Annotated in this window: 15 protein-coding genes and 1 pseudogene; 14 read left to right on the forward strand and 2 right to left on the reverse strand. The window is 64.5% G+C overall.

Annotated elements, in window-relative coordinates:
* Positions 1-65 precede the first annotated feature (65 nt).
* On the forward strand, positions 66-1,313 hold the full coding sequence (gene sorT, locus AC3WOB_RS11700; protein ID WP_492275101.1) for a SorT family sulfite dehydrogenase catalytic subunit: 1,248 nt from the start codon (positions 66-68) through the stop codon (positions 1,311-1,313).
* Positions 1,310-1,654, forward strand: coding sequence for a SorU family sulfite dehydrogenase c-type cytochrome subunit (gene sorU, locus AC3WOB_RS11705; protein WP_492275102.1), 345 nt, complete (start codon positions 1,310-1,312; stop codon positions 1,652-1,654). Before sorT ends, sorU begins: the two co-directional genes overlap by 4 nt.
* A gap of 24 nt (positions 1,655-1,678) precedes the next feature.
* On the opposite strand, the gene AC3WOB_RS11710 is transcribed toward sorU, so the two are convergent.
* A complete protein-coding gene (locus tag AC3WOB_RS11710) occupies positions 1,679-2,443 on the reverse strand; it encodes an IclR family transcriptional regulator (protein ID WP_492275103.1) in 765 nt (254 codons plus the stop codon).
* Between the two features lie 291 nt (positions 2,444-2,734).
* Here AC3WOB_RS11710 and AC3WOB_RS11715 point away from each other — a divergent pair, with 291 nt between their 5' ends.
* From AC3WOB_RS11715 to AC3WOB_RS11760, 10 genes and pseudogenes are all read left to right on the forward strand, one after another.
* Positions 2,735-4,033 carry an ABC transporter substrate-binding protein gene (locus tag AC3WOB_RS11715; protein ID WP_492275104.1) on the forward strand — a complete coding sequence of 433 codons (1,299 nt, stop codon included), beginning with the start codon at positions 2,735-2,737 and terminating at the stop codon, positions 4,031-4,033.
* Positions 4,034-4,084: 51 nt separating this feature from the next.
* Positions 4,085-4,456, forward strand: a complete 372-nt coding sequence (locus AC3WOB_RS11720; protein WP_492275105.1) for a hypothetical protein — start codon at positions 4,085-4,087, stop codon at positions 4,454-4,456.
* Positions 4,457-5,884 carry an MmgE/PrpD family protein gene (locus AC3WOB_RS11725; RefSeq protein WP_492275106.1) on the forward strand — a complete coding sequence of 476 codons (1,428 nt, stop codon included), beginning with the start codon at positions 4,457-4,459 and terminating at the stop codon, positions 5,882-5,884.
* A 19-nt stretch (positions 5,885-5,903) separates the two neighbouring features.
* Positions 5,904-7,058, forward strand: a complete 1,155-nt coding sequence (locus tag AC3WOB_RS11730) for an iron-containing alcohol dehydrogenase (protein WP_492275107.1) — start codon at positions 5,904-5,906, stop codon at positions 7,056-7,058.
* A complete protein-coding gene (locus AC3WOB_RS11735; RefSeq protein ID WP_492275108.1) occupies positions 7,058-7,972 on the forward strand; it encodes a carbohydrate ABC transporter permease in 915 nt (304 codons plus the stop codon). Before AC3WOB_RS11730 ends, AC3WOB_RS11735 begins: the two co-directional genes overlap by 1 nt.
* Entirely contained in the window at positions 7,965-8,798 is an 834-nt protein-coding gene (locus AC3WOB_RS11740; protein ID WP_207464799.1) for a carbohydrate ABC transporter permease, read from the forward strand. The genes AC3WOB_RS11735 and AC3WOB_RS11740 overlap by 8 nt, the downstream gene beginning before the upstream one ends.
* A gap of 15 nt (positions 8,799-8,813) precedes the next feature.
* Entirely contained in the window at positions 8,814-10,289 is a 1,476-nt protein-coding gene (locus tag AC3WOB_RS11745) for an aldehyde dehydrogenase family protein (protein WP_207464801.1), read from the forward strand.
* A gap of 103 nt (positions 10,290-10,392) precedes the next feature.
* Positions 10,393-10,770: pseudogene (locus AC3WOB_RS11750) on the forward strand (ATP-binding cassette domain-containing protein); the annotation flags it as partial.
* 195 nt (positions 10,771-10,965) lie between these two features.
* Positions 10,966-11,457, forward strand: coding sequence for a TOBE domain-containing protein (locus tag AC3WOB_RS11755; protein WP_492275347.1), 492 nt, complete (start codon positions 10,966-10,968; stop codon positions 11,455-11,457).
* Positions 11,454-12,806 (forward strand): FAD-dependent oxidoreductase, encoded by a 1,353-nt coding sequence (locus AC3WOB_RS11760; RefSeq protein WP_492275109.1) that lies wholly within the window; start codon positions 11,454-11,456, stop codon positions 12,804-12,806. Before AC3WOB_RS11755 ends, AC3WOB_RS11760 begins: the two co-directional genes overlap by 4 nt.
* A 20-nt stretch (positions 12,807-12,826) precedes the next feature.
* Here the strand turns inward: AC3WOB_RS11760 and AC3WOB_RS11765 are convergent, their stop codons facing one another.
* The gene (locus AC3WOB_RS11765) at positions 12,827-13,393 is read right to left on the reverse strand and encodes a TetR/AcrR family transcriptional regulator (RefSeq protein ID WP_492275110.1); all 567 of its coding nucleotides are present in this window, start codon (positions 13,391-13,393) and stop codon (positions 12,827-12,829) included.
* Between the two features lie 198 nt (positions 13,394-13,591).
* Here AC3WOB_RS11765 and AC3WOB_RS11770 point away from each other — a divergent pair, with 198 nt between their 5' ends.
* Complete coding sequence (locus AC3WOB_RS11770) at positions 13,592-14,713, forward strand: efflux RND transporter periplasmic adaptor subunit (RefSeq protein ID WP_492275111.1); 1,122 nt, start codon at positions 13,592-13,594, stop codon at positions 14,711-14,713.
* A gap of 17 nt (positions 14,714-14,730) precedes the next feature.
* Positions 14,731-17,874, forward strand: coding sequence for a multidrug efflux RND transporter permease subunit (locus tag AC3WOB_RS11775; protein ID WP_492275112.1), 3,144 nt, complete (start codon positions 14,731-14,733; stop codon positions 17,872-17,874).

Raw genomic sequence — 17,874 nt, forward strand, 5'->3', positions numbered from 1 at the left:
ACGTTGAAGCAGGCCGGCAGGGTTCGGGAACAACAACGATTCCCGACCCCAACGAGGAGACTGCGATGCGTTCATCCCTGATCGAGAGCGCGGCGCGCCGGCGCCTGTTGGCCGGCGGCGCGAGTGCCTTGGCCGCAGCAAGCTTGGGACGCGCGGCCTTGGCCGCGGAACAGAAGGCGGCCCCCGGCGCGGCTGCGCCACCGGCTCCGGCCTCCGCTGCCAAGCCATTGCCCGCCTACGCGGCGTGGAAGCAGCCCGACGCGATGATCGTGCACAGCGCCAACACCATAGAAACGCGGCGCGAGGCATTCGGCAGCGGGGTGGTCACGCCTTTGCGCCAACTCTATGTGCGCAACAACCTGCCGCCGCCGGACGAGGCAATCGTGGCCGATCGGGACGCGTGGACCATCGAGATCGCGGGAGTGGCCAAGCCCATGTCCCTGAGCGTGGGGCAACTGAAGACCATGGGCTTGCAGACGCTGGCGATGGTCCTGCAGTGTTCGGGCAACGGTCGCGGCTATTTCCCGAACAAGCCCAGCGGCACGCCCTGGCAGGTCGGCGCGGCCGGCTGCGTGATCTGGAGCGGCGTGCCGGTAAGCGTGCTGGTCGAGCATTGCGGCGGATTGGCGGCGGCAGCCGTGTACATGACCGGCACCGGCGGCGAAAAGCTGCCGGACGGCCTTGATCCGAACATGGTCATGGTCGAGCGTTCGGTGCCCAAGGAAGCGATGCGGGATGCGCTCCTGGCGTGGGAACTGAACGGCGAGCCGATTCCGCTGGCCCACGGCGGCCCCTTGCGCCTGATCGTGCCGGGCTACACCGGCGTGAACAGCGTCAAGTACATCAAGCGGCTGGCCTTCACCGAAAAGGAAAGCCCCGCCGCTATCCAGCAGACCGGCTACCGCCTTGCGCCGCCGGGCCAGAAGGGCGATCCCAGCCAACCCTCGGTGTGGGCCATGGGCGTGAAGTCGTGGATTAATACGCCCAATCCGGCCGCTGCCACTCTGAAGGCCGGGCGCGTGGTGGTGCAGGGGGTGGCGTTTGGCGGCACCAACGGTATCAAGCAGGTCGAGGTTTCGACCGACGGCGGCAAGAACTGGCAGAAAGCGGAACTGGTCGGCCCGGACCTCGGGCGCTATGCCTGGCGCCAGTTCGCATTGCCGGTCGAATTGTCGGCCGGCGAACACGTGCTGGTCAGTCGGGCGACCGATACCGAGGGTAGGGTGCAGGACGAGGAACGGCCGCAGAATTCCGGCGGCTACATCAACAACGGCTGGCGCGATCACGCCGTGGCCGTGGCGGTCAAGGCATGACGGCGAAAGCCCTGGCATTGCCCTGGAAGCACGCGTTTTGCGCTGCATTGTTGGGCGCCAGCCTGCATGCCGGCGCGCGGGCGGCCGAACCCGACATGGAAGCGGGCCGCGCCTTGTTCGTCGGCGCGGCGCCAGCCTGTGCGCTTTGCCACACCTTGAATGACGCGCAATCCAGCGGGGCCATCGGCCCCAAGCTCGATGAGATCAAGCCCGACGCGGCGCGCGTGGAGACGGCCATCCGCAACGGCATTGGCCAGATGCCGGCATATACGACTCTGTCGGACAAGGAGATCGAGACGTTGGCGGCATACGTGGCCAAGGCTACCGGCGCGCAGCCTTGAAGCCGTCGGGGCCGCATGCCCCAATCAGGATTTGCCGTGGCGGAAAGCTCTTTGCAGCCGGTTGGCGGCGGCGTCCAGTAGCGGCAGAACCTCGGCGACCAGCCTGTCCCGCGTGTAGTCCTTTGTGTTCACGGACACCGCCAGCCCATACCGCTGGGCGCCTGCTTCCACCAGCGTCCCGATGGCGGAATAGCCCAGGCCCAGGTCTTCTTCTACCAGCGACCAGCCGCGCTTCCTGGATTCCTTGATTTCCTTCGTCAGCTTGCCGCGATGGACCAGCGTCTTGGGCGTCATCTGCGTGATGTCCATGGCGGCGACGTGCGCATCGATGTCCTCGGATTGCGCGATCAGCATGCGGCCCATCGCGGTGCAGTGGGCAGGCAGGCGGCTGCCGACATGGATGTTCATCGTGACCAGCTTGCGGGTTTCGAGGGACGCGATGGAGCGGGCCACCACCACGACCTCGTCGCCATCCAGCAACCCCAGATGCACCGAGCCGCCAACGGCGTCGGCCAGCACCTCCATTTCGCTCTCCGCCATCAGCGGCAGGGACAGGCTGGATAGCGCCGCATAGCCCAATTCCAGCACCAGCGGCCGCAATTGGTAGCGCTTGGATTCCTCATCGTGGCCGACATAGCCTTCGTCCTGCAGGGTGCGCAGAAAGCGCAGGCAGGTCGCCTTGGTCAGATTTACTCGTGTCGCAATCTCGGTGAGAGACGGCGAGGGGATTTCATTGAAAACGCGGACGATGGCGAGGCCTCGCGAAAGCGAGCGGTTTGAAACGGTCACGGTATCTCCGATTTTGCGGACTTATTGTTGCCGCAAAGACTATCGCATAAGCGTCTTGGTGTTGATGCTTCCCACGCGTGGGCACCTAGTGTAAATGGGAGGGCGCGCCGTCCTGGCACGCCGGTGCCGGCATAGAAAAACGAATGATTTCAAGGACGTCCGCGGCCATGCTTTCGCTGCGGTGCAGAACAACTTGTTCTTGCATGTTCATGATTTGCCCACTAGCATGGGTTTAAAGAGCGATACAAAGGTTCATTAGATGAACCAAGATGATAACTAAAGGAGGCATGCATGCATACCCTATTTGGTTCCATCCGGCGCGCATTCACGGCCGCGTTGTTTGCAGTATCACTTGCCGCGCCCATGGCCCATGCGCAGGACCCGGTGAAGCTGACGCTTTGGTTCACCGACTCGCGGGCGCAGTACAAGACCTGGCTGGAAAAGTCCGCCGCGGAGTTCCGCAAGACCAATCCAAACGTCAGTTTCGAGATCGTCCAGATGTCTCCAAACGATGCCTACATCAAATGGCCAGCCTCGATCGCCGCGGGCAACCAACCGGACATCACCTGGATGTTCTTCGCGTTCTCCGCTTGGGTAAATGACATTCCCGGCGGGACCTTGGCGTCCATGGACGACGTGGTCAACGCGCTGGGCCGGGACAAGTTCCATCCCGACGGCCTGTCCGCGTGGCGCTACAAGGACAAGTACCTGGGCGTGCCGTATACCCGCCAGCCGTTCTATCTGTTCTGGCGCAAGGACAAGTTCGCGGCGGCGGGGCTGCCCGATCCCAAGACCTGGGAAGACATCGTCAACGCCGCCAAGGTGCTGCACAAGCCGGAAAAAGGGGAGTACGGCATCGCCATCGCGGGCAAGAACGATTGGACGGTACGTCAGAACTTCGAGCTGGTGCTGTATTCGAATGGCGGCCATCTGTTGACCAAGGACGGCAAGGCTGCGTTCGACAACGACGTGGGCCGCAAGGCCATCGATATCTACACCGAGCTTTTCAAGTACACGCCGCCGGGGTCCCTGAACGCGGCCTACGCCGAAGTGAACCGCAGCTTTGCCACCGGCACCGCGGCGATGGCCATCTCCCTGCCCGTGGCGCTGAGCCAGTTCCACGACGCCAATCCGGGCAAGGCGGGGCAGGTCGGGGCGCTGATACCGTCCGACGCCGGGCTGGCCCTGACCATGCAGAACAACAAGGGCTGGTCGGTCTTCGAGAAGTCCAAGCATCAGGCCGAGGCCAAGAAGTTCGTGCAGTTCCTCTATGAGACAGAGCAGTATGCCCGCGGACTGGAGGCCAGCGCTTTGGGGGGGCTGGCGCTGTACGACGACAAGCAGGCCGTCGAAATGTACTTCGACCGGGTCGGCTCGGTGAAGGCGTACCCCGATGTCGTGAAGACCTTGCTCTCCAATCATTCGGGCTACTACTCGGGCATCGATTGGTATGGACAGAATCCCAAGGGCGGGCTGGTGGGCTCCAAGGGCATCGTGGAGCGCAACCTGAACATGCACCTGGCCAAGAAGCAGGACTCGGCCCAGACCGCCCAGGCCATACAGCGCGAACTGCAGGAAATATTCGACTGACGTTCCGGAGAGGGACTCCTCTCCCGCTTTTCCATCCATCGGAGAAACAGCATGCAGGATGACACCATCCTTGGCACGGGGTTGCGCGCGCTCGCGCAACGCTGGGAGCGCAATGGATACCAATTGATGAGCCGCCGCCTGGAAGGGGCGCTGGGACGCGAGTTCCGTTTCGAATGCGCCGGCGAACCTGCCATGAGCGTGAAGCTGACGGCCAGCACGGCCGAGATCCGTCCGGCCGACCCCGCGCAGCCCGCATACGCGACCATCGCCATGGGCGCCGCGGACTGGAAGCAGGTGTTTTGCGGCAAGTGGTCGGTGATGACGGTCGTGCTGGGCGGCCGCAGCAATTTTCCCAAGCATGAACGCCGCTACATCATGCAGCTGTCCATGCTGATGCAGGCACTTTTGCTTCTGGAGGCATGAATGGGCGCGTCGGAATTGCAGCAAGCGCAGGGACTGGTGCGCGAACCGGTCACCATGGAATACGCCAGGTTCGTAGCCGGCCTGAACTATGAGGCGCTGCCCGAGGCGGTCGCCACGACGGCCAAGGACCAGATCCTCGCCACGATAGGCTCCTGTCTCGCCGGCTCACGCATGCCGGGCGCGGAATCCTTGCGCAGGGGTAGTCGGATCCTGGGCAGCGGCGAGGTCGCAACCCTGTTCGGCCTGCCCGAGAAGGTGCCGGCGCCGGCCGCGGCGCTCTACAACGCGGGCACGGGCCAGATCATCGAATGGGATGACTGGGTCCTGATCAGCCACACGGGCGCCTGTGTCGTGCCCACGGCCTTTGCCAGCGGCGAAGCCTGCCGCAGCAGCGGCCGCGACGTGGTGACGGCGGTCGTGATCGGCAACGAGATCGCGGGCCGCACCTCGCGGGCGATCCAGCGCGGCGCGTATCTCGGCAACGGCATGCCCAACCATCAGGCCGAAGCCTCCCTGGTCGCCGGCCATCTGATGAAGCTCGATCCCATTGCCTTGGCGCGGTCGGTCAGCCATTCGGCCTATCTGGCGATGGAGAACTGCTTCCTGGGCTGGGCCAGCGATTCCAAGGTGCTGGTGAACGGTCTGCCGGCCATGTGGGGCATCGTTTCGGCGAATCTTGCCAAGGAAGGGTTGATCGGCAATCTCGACATGATCGAGCATCCGGCCGGCTACCTGGCCACGGTGTCCGAGGAGGTGGACCATGCCGAACTGCTCAAGGGCCTGGGACAGGACTGGTACACCCTGACTTTGAACACCAAGCGCTATCCGTCCTGCGCCTATAACCTGGCGGCGATCGAATCGGCCATCACGCTCAACGCCCGGCTCGGGCCGCAGGCGATGCGCAGGATCCGCAAGATCGTCATTCAATGCCCCGGCGTCACGATCTACGTCAGCGGCCGCTACCACGGCTTCGAACCGGACATCCGCGAACTGATCCGCGACGACAGGTTGAGCCACATGGGCCTGTGCTTTGACGCGGGCTATGCCGTGGCCGCCGCGCTGATCGACGGCAAGCTCACCTACAAGCAGTTCCTCAAAGAGCGGATCTTCGACCCCGAGATCGCGCGGCTGCACGGCATCGTCGAATACCGCACCGATCCTGATATGCAGAAGGCCTATTACAAGGACTACCAGTACGGCTCGCGGGTCGAACTGCACATGGAGGACGGCGAAGTGCTGCATGAGGAGCGCAAGCAGCTGCTGGGCGCGCGCGACCGGACTTTCGACCACGTCGAGAAATTCATGGAAGGCGCAGAGGACGTGCTGTCCTATTCCCAGGCCTGCGAGGCCGCGCAAGCGCTGCGCACGCTGGAAAAGGTCCAGGACATCAATGAAGTCGGCGCCTTGCTGCGCCCCAGGAACGGCTAACCCCACGAGGAAACGCGAAATGAAGAATTTCTCCACCGTATGGCCGCGCGACATGGTGTTCGGGCGCGGGGCGTTGAGCCAGCTGGGTGCGCGCGCGAAGGCCATGAATGTGCGGCGCATGCTGATCGTCACCGATGCCGGGCTGGTCAAGTGCGGCCTGGCGGACAGTGTCGCGCGGACCCTGGCCAAGGACGGCATCGAAGCGCGCATCTTCGGCGAAGTGCAGCCCAACCCCACGATGACCGAGGTGCGGCGAGGCGTCGAACTCTGGCGCTCGGAAGCGTTCGACGGCTTGCTGGCCTTGGGCGGCGGCAGCTCCATGGACGCCGCCAAGGCTATGGCCACGACCCTGTTGTCGGGCAAGGAGATCGTGGAGCAGGTGACCCACGGCGTGGACCATCTGCCAGGAGAACCGGTTGCGTTCTTCGCCGTGCCGACGACATCCGGCACCGGCAGCGAGGCGACCTCGGCGGCGATGGTGAAGGACGACGATGGCCGGAAGTACCTGATCCGCAGCTTGCGCTGCCGGCCCGTGCTGTCGGTGCTGGATCCCGAGATCACTGCGAGCGTCCCGGCGCGCATGACCGCGGCTACCGGGATGGACGCGCTGATCCACGCCATGGGCGCCTATACGAACAGCAGCCAGCATCCCATTGCCGATGTCCTGGCGCTGGAGGCGATGCGCCTGGTCATGGAGAACCTGCCGCGCGCCGTGCGGCAGGGAGACGACCTGGAGGCGCGCGAGAACATGATGCTGGCTAGCCATCTGGCGGGCATCGCCATTTCCTGCAAGGGCAACGATGCCGTGCATGGACTGTCCACGCCGGTCGAATCCCTGCTGGATGTGACGCACGGCGAGAGCCTGTCGGCCATCCTGCCGCACGTCATGGCGTTCAACCTGGAGGCGCGGCCGGACCTCTACGCCACGATAGGGCGGGCGATAGGCGCGGCAGGCAAGGACGCGGACGACCAAGCCGCCGCCCGGGCCCTGCTGGAGCGCGTGACGGCCTTGCGCGACGAGATCGGCGTGTCGCGTTCGCTGGCGCCGCTGGGCGTGAAGCCCGAAATGATAGAACGCCTGTCGGAACTGGCGGAGAACAGCCGCTCCACCCTGATCAACTGCCGCAAGATGTCGCGCGGCGAGATCCAGTCCATGTACCAGCGGATGCTGTGATGAATGCGCCCGCCATATCTCCGTGGCGGCCGGGTCCCAGGTTGGCCCGGCACAGCCTGCCTTATCTGCTGATGGCGCCGGCGCTCATCCTGCTGACGGCGCTGACGCTGGTGCCGCTGCTGTACTCCATATTCCTGAGCTTCTACGAAGCCCAGCTGGGGTTGGGGTTGGGGCGCTTTGTCGGCCTGGACAACTACGTTGCGGTCCTCAAGGAGCCCCGGTTCTGGATCGCGGCGTGGAATACCCTGGTCTGGGTGGCGGGCTCGGTTTCTTCTCAGATCATCGTGGGGGTGGGGCTGGCCGTGATCCTGGAGCGGCTCGTCATCGGGCGCAATTTCTTCCGCGCGGCGCTGTTCCTGCCCTGGGTAATGCCGGTGGCCGTCATCGCCTATCTATGGCGCTGGATCCTCAATCCGCAATCGGGCATTGTCAATGTCACGCTGCGGAACCTGGGGTTCGACTGGGGCGCGACCTTGCCCTGGCTGTCGGAGCCGGACACCGCCATGGCCAGCGCGCTGCTGATCAACCTGTGGCGCGGCGTGCCGTTCGTGCTGATCATGGTGGTTGCCGCCTTGCAGGGCATACCCAAGGACGAATACGAGGCGGCGCGCATCTCGGGGGCTGGAGCGCTGCGGGAGTTCTGGTACGTGACGTTGCCGAACCTGAAGCTGATCATCGCCACCCTGGTGCTGTTGCGCACCATGCAGATCGCGAACAACTTCTCGCTCATGTGGCTGCTGACGGGCGGCGGACCGGCGGACTCGACGGAAATACTGCCGATCCTGGTGTACCTGAAAGCCTTTGGCGCGCATCAGTTCGGGCAGGCCTCCGCGCTGGCCGTGCTGCTGCTGATCGTCCTGATGGCGGTCGCCGTGGTCTATGCGAGGGCGCTGAGGGAGAACCGCCATGCTTAGGAAGCCGACTCCGGGCGTGCTCTTTGCCTACGCTGCCGTGATCGCGACCACGTTCGCGGTGCTGTTTCCCATTGTGTGGATGGTGTTGACGGCGATCAAGCCCACGGCCGAAATTTATTCTCCGCAAGCGTCGTGGATACCGGCCACGATCGACTGGTCGCATTTGCGCTCCGCCTGGCTGGAGAAGAACTTCAGCGTCTATTTCCTGAATAGCCTGATCGTCTCGACGGCCACGGCGGTCTTCAGCACCGTGGTGGCGATACTTGGAGGCTACGCCTTGTCGCGCTTCGAGTTCAGGGGCAAGCGGGTGCTGGGCGCCTTCGTGCTGGTGATCTACCTGGTGCCCGTCATCCTGCTGGCCTTGCCGTTCTATCTGCTGCTCAGCAAGCTCGGGCTTCTGGACACGAGGTTGGGGTTGATCCTGGCGGTGGCGACCTATGCCGTGCCGTTCTCGGTCTGGGTGCTCAAGGGGTACTTCGCGCAAGTGCCGCCGGAAATCGAAGAGGCCGCCATCGTGGACGGCGCCAGCCGCATCGGCGCCTTGTGGCGCGTGGTGCTGCCGGTGGCCCTGCCGGGCATCGTGGCGACTTTTCTCTTCTGTTTCATCCTGGCCTGGGACGACTATCTGTTCGGGCTGATCATCATCAACTCCGACAGCATGCGCACGCTGCCCCTGGCTGTCGGCTTGCTGGCGGCCGATTACTCGGTCACGGACGGCCAGATGATGGCCATGGGAACCATCACCACCATTCCCATCATTTTCCTGTACCTGTTCTTTCAACGCTATTTCATCAGCGGCCTGACCTCTGGATCGGTCAAGGGCTAGCAATAGGAGACCAAAATGGATCAGGCATTGCCGAAGACCTTGCGCCAGAAGCCGTACCCCTTGTTGATCGGCGGCCAGGAAGTGCCCGCGGCTTCCGGGGCGACCTTCGCCAGCATCAATCCGGACAACGGGGAAATCCTGGCGCAGGTGGCGCAGGCCGGGGCCGAGGACGTGGACCGCGCGGTGCAGGCGGCCCGCCTGGCCTTCGAGGGCGCGTGGGGCCGGATGACGCCCAAGGAGCGCAGCAAGGCGTTGTTGCGGCTGGCGGCCGCGCTGAACGACCGGGCCGAGATGCTCGCGCAGATCGAAATGCTGGACGTGGGCAAGCCCATCAAGCAATCGCGGGCGTCGATGGCAGGGTTGGCGCCGACGCTGGAGTATTACGCGGGCGTGCTGCTGGGCATGGGCGGAGAGACGATCAATGTTTCCGATCCCACCATCATGGACTTCACCTTGCGCGAACCTCTGGGCGTATGCGGCTTGATCGTGCCCTGGAATTATCCCGTCAGCCTGGCGGTCCTGAAACTGGCGCCGGCGCTGGCGGCGGGCAATACCGTGGTGATCAAGCCCTCGGAAGTCACCCCGCTGTCCACCACCGAGCTGGGCCTGGCCGCCCTGGAGGCAGGCATTCCGCCGGGCGTCATCAATATCATCCATGGTACGGGAGAGGAAGCGGGCGACGCGCTGGCGCGTCATCCGGGCGTGGCCAAGATCTCGTTTACCGGCGGCACGGTGACGGGCCGCAAGATCTTCCGCGCGGCGGCGGATTCGATCAAGCGCCTGACCTTGGAACTGGGCGGAAAGTCGCCCTTGATCGTGTTTGCCGACAGCGACATCGACGCCGCCGTCACCACCGCCTACAACGACATGACGCGCAATACCGGGCAGGTATGCGCCGCCTGCACGCGGCTGGTCGTCGAGCGGCGGGTTCACGACGAATTCATCGAGAAGCTGGGCAAGCGGATCGCGCAGGTCCGGATCGGCCGGCCCGCCGACGAAGCCACGGAAATGGGGCCCATCGTCAACGCCACGCAGATCAAGCGTATCCAGGCCTATCTGCAGGTGGCGAGCGAGGAAGGCGTGCGGACCGTGCGCGGCGTGGACCTCGCCAACCGGCCGGAGCTGAGCAAAGGCTATTACATGGATCCCGTCCTGTTCCTGGAGGCCGACAACACCATGCGAGTGGCGCGTGAGGAGATCTTCGGCCCGGTGCAGACCGTCATGGCCTTCGACACCGAGGACGACGCGGTGCGGATCGCCAACGATTCACCGTTTGGCCTGGCGGCCGCCGTCTTCACGCGCGACGCGGCCCGTTCCATGCGCCTGGTGCGCAAGATCCAGGCCGGCACGGTGTGCGTCAACCATGGCGCCAAGGCGGCCGTCGATGCTCCTTTTGGCGGTTACAAGGAAAGCGGCATCGGCAAGGAGCGCGGCATGTTGGCAATGTTGGACGACACGCAGGTGAAAAATGTCCGTTATGCACTTGTCTAAGCCTAGCTCCCGGATCGAGATCGACGGGATCGCGAAGCGCTTCGGCGACAACGCCGTCCTGCACGACCTGAACTTGTCCATCGATCCCGGCGAGTTCGTGGTGCTGCTGGGGCCCTCGGGCTGCGGCAAGAGCACCTTGCTGCGATTGATCGCAGGCCTGGAGGAGCCGAGCGCCGGGCGTATCCGCATCGGCGCGCGCGACGTGACGGATTTCCCGCCGCGCCGCCGCGACATCGCGATGGTGTTCCAGAGCTACGCGCTCTATGCCCACCTGAGCGTGGCCGACAACATCAGCTTTCCGCTGCGCATGCGCGACATGCCCTGGTACTACGAGATACCGCTGTTGCGAGGCTTGATCCCTGCGGCGCGGGAACGCAAACGCTCGCATCGCGATCAGGCCGCCAAGGCCGCGGAAGCCGTGGGCATGCACCACCTGCTGCATCGCAAACCGCGTGAACTCTCGGGCGGCCAGCGCCAACGCGTGGCGCTGGCGCGCGCCATGATCCACGATCCGTCCGTCTTCCTGATGGACGAGCCGCTGTCCAACCTGGACGCGCAGCTCCGCTCCCATACGCGGGCCGAGATCATACGGCTGCACCAGCGCCTGAAGCGCACCTTCATCTACGTGACGCACGACCAGGTCGAGGCGATGACCATGGGCACCCGCGTCATCGTCATGAACCAGGGCAGGATCCAGCAGGACGGCACGCCGGACGATCTTTACGACGCCCCGGCCAACGCGTTTGTCGCGGGTTTCGTGGGCAGTCCCGCCATCAATCTGGTGACGGCGCAGCCCGCGGGGGAAGGGTTCGCCATCAACGGACAGGTGCTGCCCGGATCGGTCCGGTACCGCGCCGCTTCGGGATACGGCCCGTTGCCGAACAGCCTGACGCTGGGCATACGGCCCGAGTATCTCCGGATAGGGGAGGAGGGATTGCCAGCGGCGATCGAACTGGTGGAGCGCCTGGGCACGGAACAGGTGGTCACCCTCCTGGCCTGTGGTGTCTCATTGCGCGTCAAGCTCGACAGCGAGGTGCGCTACCGCGCCGGCGACCGCGTGAACCTGAGCCTGGACTGGAGCCGCGTGCATCTGTTCGACGCGGAAAGCGGAAACCGTATTGAACCCGTGCGCGCCGAGGCGCGTCCGCTGAGGGAGAAATTCGCATGAACCCAAAGACTGTCAGGGAGCCGGCCCGCGAGACTCCCGTGCTGGGAGAACCCGACGTGCTGGTGGCCGGAGGCGGCGTGGCGGGCATCGCCGCCGCGGCCGCCGCAGCCCGGGCGGGGGCCAAAGTGCTGCTGCTGGAACGCTGGGGCTTTCTGGGCGGCACGGTGTCGGCTGTCACGCTGGGAGGCTTCTGCGGCGTCTGGGCGGTCACGCCCGATGACCTGATTCCCGTCGTCGACGGCCTGTTCGGTGAACTGGTGGACCGGCTCAAGCAGCGCGATGCCGTGACGGCTCCGCGACGCTGGTCCCAAGCCGCGTCGCTGCCTTACGATCCCACCAGCGTGCGCCTGGTGGCCGACGAGATGATGGCAGCCTATGGCGTGGAGGTCATGTTCCATTCCTGGGTGGCCGACGTTGCCGCCGAAGACGGCCGGGTCGCCACCGTCTTTGTGGAAAACAAGGGTGGACGCCATGCGGTGCGGCCGCGCATGGTCATCGACTGTACCGGCGACGGCGACATCGCCGCGCGTGCCGGCGCGCCATTCGAGCTGGGTTCGGGCGGGATCACGCAGTTCGGTTCCAGCATGTTCCGCATGGCGCCCGTGGATGTGGAAACGTTCGGCAAATTGAGCCGGGACGAGGTCGGCGAACGCATGGCCGCGATCGTCGCGGCCGGCACGCCGTTGCCACGCACCATGGTCGCGCTATATCCGAACCCGATAGAAGGGGTGGTGCACCTGAACGCGACCCGCGTCGCCCGCAGCGACGGCGAGCCATTCGACCTGACCGATCCGATGCAGTTGTCCGAGGCGGAAAGAGAAGGGCGCCGCCAGGCCTATTTGTACGAATCCGTGCTGCGCGAGCACATGCCCGGTTTCTCGCGGGCGCGCATCATCGATATCGGCGCGCAGATCGGCATCCGGGAAACGCGGCTGATCGAAGGCGACCATGTGCTGACAGCGGAAGAAGTCCTGGGCGCCGCGAAGCCTGAAGACGGGATCGCCTGCAACGCCTGGCCCGTGGAAGTCCATGCGCAGGGCCTGAAAACCGTGTGGAAGTTCCTGGAACCCGGCGAGTACTGTCGGATCCCGTATCGCTGCCTGACGCCGGCCGGGCTGCGCAACGTGCTGGTGGCCGGGCGCTGCGTGTCGTCCACGCATGAGGCGCAAGCATCGATCCGCGTATCCGCGCCATCGATGGCCATGGGCGAAGCCGCGGGTATCGCCGCCGCCATGGCGCTGTCGGCAAACTGCGACAGCCGCTCGGTCGAAGTCGGGGCGTTGCAGCAGGCGCTGCGACGGGAGGGCGCGATACTGGAGCCGGGGGGGCTGAGCGGCTCGCACGCATGAGTAGATCGTGCTGGCTCGGATCAAGAGGCCGCGTTGGCCGCCCCTTCCAGAAAGAGCTTCTGCACCATGGAAGTCATGCCGAGTGGCGCAATTTCCCCGCGCTGAGCGGCATCCATCGCCGCGTACAGCAGGGAGTCGTACGCCCTGACCAGCCACAGGGAAGGCACATCTATACGAAAGACGCCAGCCTTCTGACCGCTCAGGAAGAAGGTCTCCAAGGCATCCCCGTAGAACGAGGGTATCGGTGCGTTGACGTCCTCGTTTCTTGCATCTATCACGCGGACCCATTGGGCGTGATTCCAGAACAGGTAGTACTCCCGGCCCAGGACCATCGCTTCGGTCAGGCGCTGGAGCGCTGCCGCATGGGGCGGCGTCTCCAGGTCCGCGCGGACCAGCGCATCTTGCAGGTGTTGGGTGGCCCGCTCCATGAGCAGGTCGATGACCCCTTCGCGGGTGGGCGATATCCGGTACAGCGTCGCTTTGCTGATCCCGGCGCTGCGCGCCAGCTGTTGCAGGTTCGCCCTGGGCTGTTGGGAGACGGATAGGGCCAATGCGCGGGCGAGCTTGTCGTCGAGGGCTTCAGACATGGGGTTCTCCTGGCGACCGATATTGCTGAGTCTTTTTGAATTCATTTGTGGTTAAAAACAAACACATAAAGTCTACTACGAATCTAATGAGTCTATTAAAAATCTATTGAATCAATATTGACTCATTTAAATCCAATAAGTACTATCGGGTCCTCGATCGCCTCAGCCTGAGGCGGCATTTGGATGTCAGAGGACTAGATGACCCGATTCAGAGCCAGCGCCATGGCGCTATGCCTGCTCGCCGTTCTCGCCGGGTGTGGCGAGCAGGACCCGCAAGCGGCGCAGGTGCCGCCCGTCGAAGTGGAGCCCCTGGTGATTGCCCCCCGGCCCCAGGCGATCATGGTCGATCTGCCCGGGCGGATTTCCCCTGTGCGCGTGGCGGAAGTGCGCGCGCGGGTCGCGGGCATCGTCCAGAAGCGCCATTTCGAGGAAGGGGCCACGGTGAAGGAGGGCGATCTGCTTTTCACGATCGAGCCGGCGCCGCTGGAGGCCTCGCTAGCGCGTACCCAAGGCGCACTGGCGCGGGCCCAGGCCCAGGTCAAGCAGGCCCAGGCGCTGGTCAGCCGGTATCAGCCCCTGGTCAAGATCGAGGCTGTCAGCCGTCAGGAATATGACGACGCGTTGGCCTCGCTTCAGACCGCGAAGGCCAATCAGCAGTCCGCCCAGGCGGACGTAAAGGCCGCGCAGCTGGACCTGGGCTACGCCAGCGTGCGGGCGCCCATCTCGGGCCGCATCGGCCGCGGCCTGGTGACCGAAGGCAGCCTGGTCGGGCAGGGCGAATCGACGCCCATGGCGCTGATCCAGCAGATCGATCCCATCTATGCGGATTTCCGGCAGCCTGTCAATGCGGTGCTGAAGCTGCGCGAGGCAGCCGCGGGCGGTCGGATGCAGACTGGCGGCCAGGCCGAATCGGCGGTGAGCGTGCGGGTGGATGGCACGAACTACACGGCCCAGGGCAGGCTGCTGTTCTCCGACGTCTCCGTCGATCCGGGCACGGGCCAGGTGTTGCTGCGCGGCCAATTCAGCAATCCCGACGGGCTGCTCTTGCCCGGCATGTATGTGCGCGTCAACGCCGAACAGGGCGTGGACCAGAACGCGATTCTCATCCCCCAGCGCGCCATCATGCGCGGGGCGGACGGCCAAGCCAAGGTGCTGGTCGTGTCCGACGACAGCAAGGCGGAAGAGCGCGCGGTGCAGACCGGCGCGATGCAGGGTACGGAGTGGCAGATCACGCAGGGACTGGCGGCGGGCGACAAGGTCATCGTGGACGGCGTCGCCAAGATCCCCGCCGGCACGCCCTTGACCGTCAAACCAACTTGAGCCCAGGCGGTCACATCATGCCGAACTTCTTCATTCAGCGGCCCAACTTCGCGTTGGTCATTGCGATCTTCATTTCCCTGGCGGGCCTGCTCGCCATCTTTGCGCTGCCCGTGGCCCAGTACCCCAGCGTTGCGCCACCGCAGGTCATCATCAAGGCGACTTATCCCGGCGCATCCGCCGAAGTCATCAACAACAGCGTGATCAGCCTGATTGAGGAAGAACTCAACGGCGCCAAAGGCCTGCTCTACTATGAGTCGCAGAGCAATAGTTCGGGCGTGGCGGAAACCACGGTGACTTTTGAGCCGGGCACCAATCCCGATCTGGCGCAAGTCGACGTGCAGAACCGCATCAAGCGGGTGGAATCGCGACTGCCGCAGGCGGTCATCCAGCAGGGCCTGCAGCTCGAGCAAGCCAGTTCCAGCTTCCTGCTGATCTACGCGTTGACGTACAAGGATGCGGGCAAGGATCAGGTGGGCCTGGCTGACTACGCGGCCCGCAATATCAATAACGAAATCCGGCGCGTGCCGGGCGTGGGCCGGGTGCAGATGTTCGCGGCCGAACGGGCGCTTCGCATCTGGATCGATCCGGCCAAGCTGGTCGGCTACGGTTTGTCGGTCGATGAGGTCAACAAGGCCATCGCCGCGCAGAACGTCCAGGTTTCGGGTGGCTCCACGGGTGAACAGCCCAGCCCGTCGACCCAGGAAATCACAGCGACCATCATGGTCCAGGGCCAGCTCACAACGATTCCGGAATTCGAGGGCATTGTGTTGCGCGCCAACCCGGATGGTTCCACGGTTCGTCTTGGCGACGTCGCGCGCATCGAACTGGGCCGCCAGGACTATCGCTTGTCCAGCCGCCTGAACGGCCAACCGGCCGCCGCCATGGGCGTGCAGCTTGCACCCGGCGCCAACGCGCTGGAAACCGCCAAAGGCATCAAGGCGCGCCTGGCCGAGCTGTCCAAGAACTTCCCCGGCGATATGGCGTACAGCGTGCCGTTCGACACCTCGGTTTTCGTCGAGGTGGCCATCTCCAAGGTGTTGATGACGCTGGCCGAGGCAGTCGTCCTGGTGTTCCTGGTGATGCTGCTGTTTCTGCAGAACTTCCGCTACACCCTGATCCCGACCATCGTCGTTCCCATCTGCCTGTTGGGCACGCTGGCGGTCATGCTGCCGCTGGGGTTCTCCGTCAACATGATGACCATGTTCGGCATGGTGCTGGCGATCGGCATCCTGGTGGACGACGCCATCGTGGTGGTCGAGAACGTCGAACGGCTGATGGCCGAAGAGGGCCTGTCGCCGAAAGAGGCGACCATCAAGGCCATGGGGCAGATCAGCGGCGCGATCGTGGGCATCACGCTGGTGCTGGCCGCCGTGTTCCTGCCGCTGGCCTTCATGACGGGCTCCGTAGGCGTGATCTACCGCCAGTTCTCGGTGTCGCTGGCCGTGTCCATCCTGTTCTCGGGTTTCCTGGCGCTGACGTTGACGCCCGCGCTCAGCATCCTGCTGCTCAAGCCGATTGAAAAGGGGCATCACGAAAAGAAGGGCTTCTTCGGCTGGTTCAACCGGGTGTTTGCGCGCATGACCGAGCGCTATTCGGCGACCAACGCGCGCCTGCTTACGCGCAGCGGTCGCATGATGGTGTTGTACGCCGTCCTTGTTGGCGGGTTGGGCTACGTCTATGCGAGCCTGCCGTCGGCCTTCCTGCCGACCGAGGACCAGGGCTACATGAACACGGACATACAGTTGCCGCCGGGCGCCACGCTGTCGCGCACGCTGGAAACGACCCAGCAGTTGGAACAGTACCTGGACACGCGCCCGGCCGTTTCGGACGTGCTCACGGTGCAAGGTTTCAGCTTCTCCGGGCAAGGCCAGAACGCGGGCCTGGGCTTCGTGATGTTCAAGGATTGGGCCCAGCGCGCAAAGAACGAGTCGGCCATGGCCGAAGCGGACCAGGCCAATCAGGACCTTGCGGGCGTTCCCGATGGTGTGCTGTTCTCGGTGGTGCCGCCTTCCGTGGAAGGCATGGGCAATTCCTCGGGCTTTGCGCTGCGCCTGCAGGACCGCGCCGGCCTGGGCCGGGAGGCCTTGCTGTCGGCCACCGAGACCCTGATGAAGAAGGTGTACGAGAATCCCAAGGTCTTCTCCTACATCCTGATCGAGGGGCTTTCCGACGCGCCGGAGCTTGACCTGCGCATCGACCGCAGCAAGGCCGAGGCCCTGGGCGTGTCGTTTGATGCCATCAACTCGGCGCTGTCCACCGCGTTCGGCTCGGCGCTGGTCAACGAGTTTCCCAACCAGGGCCGCATGCAGCGCGTGATCGTGCAAGCCCAGCCTGAAAGTCGCGACACGCCGGAATCGGTAGCCAAGCTGAATGTGCTCAATCGCGCGGGCGAACTGGTGCCGCTCGAATCCTTCAGCGAGATTGGCTGGAAGCATGGTCCGGTTCAATTGATCCGCTACAACGGCTATTCCAGCATCAAGCTGATCGGAGATGCCGCGGCCGGAGGCAGCACGGGCGAGGCGATGCAGGAAATCGAACGGCTGATCTCGGAATTGCCCCAGGGCATCGGCTTCGAGTGGACCGGCCTGTCGTTCCAGGAAAAGGCCACGGGTTCGCAAGCGCCCATGCTGCTGGCGCTGGCGCTGCTGGTGGTGTTCCTGGTGCTGGTCGCGCTGTACGAAAGCTGGAAGATCCCTGCGTCCGTGCTGCTGATCGTGCCGGTGGGCGCGCTGGGCGCGGTGGCCGCCGTGATCGTGGCCGGCTTGCCCAATGACGTGTATTTCAAGGTGGGGCTGGTGACCATCATTGGCCTCGCTGCCAAGAACGCCATCCTGATCATCGAGTTTGCCAAGGATCTGCATGAGCAGGGGCGTTCACTGAAGGAGGCCGCGATCGAGGCCGCCCGCTTGCGGTTCCGTCCCATCGTGATGACGTCGGTTGCCTTCATCCTGGGCGTGGTGCCGCTGGTCATCGCGACGGGGGCGGGCGCCACCAGCCAACGCGCCATAGGCACCGGCGTGCTGGGCGGCATGCTCAGCGCCACCATCCTGGGCGTGCTGTTCGTGCCCGTGTTCTTCGTCTGGACGCTATCTGTTTTCAAGCGCCCCAAGGCGCATGTCGCGCCCGGCCAGTTGGCGACCAATCAAGCAGGTGAGAAATGA

This window comes from Achromobacter sp. FW305-C-30-7 (assembly GCF_058783105.1).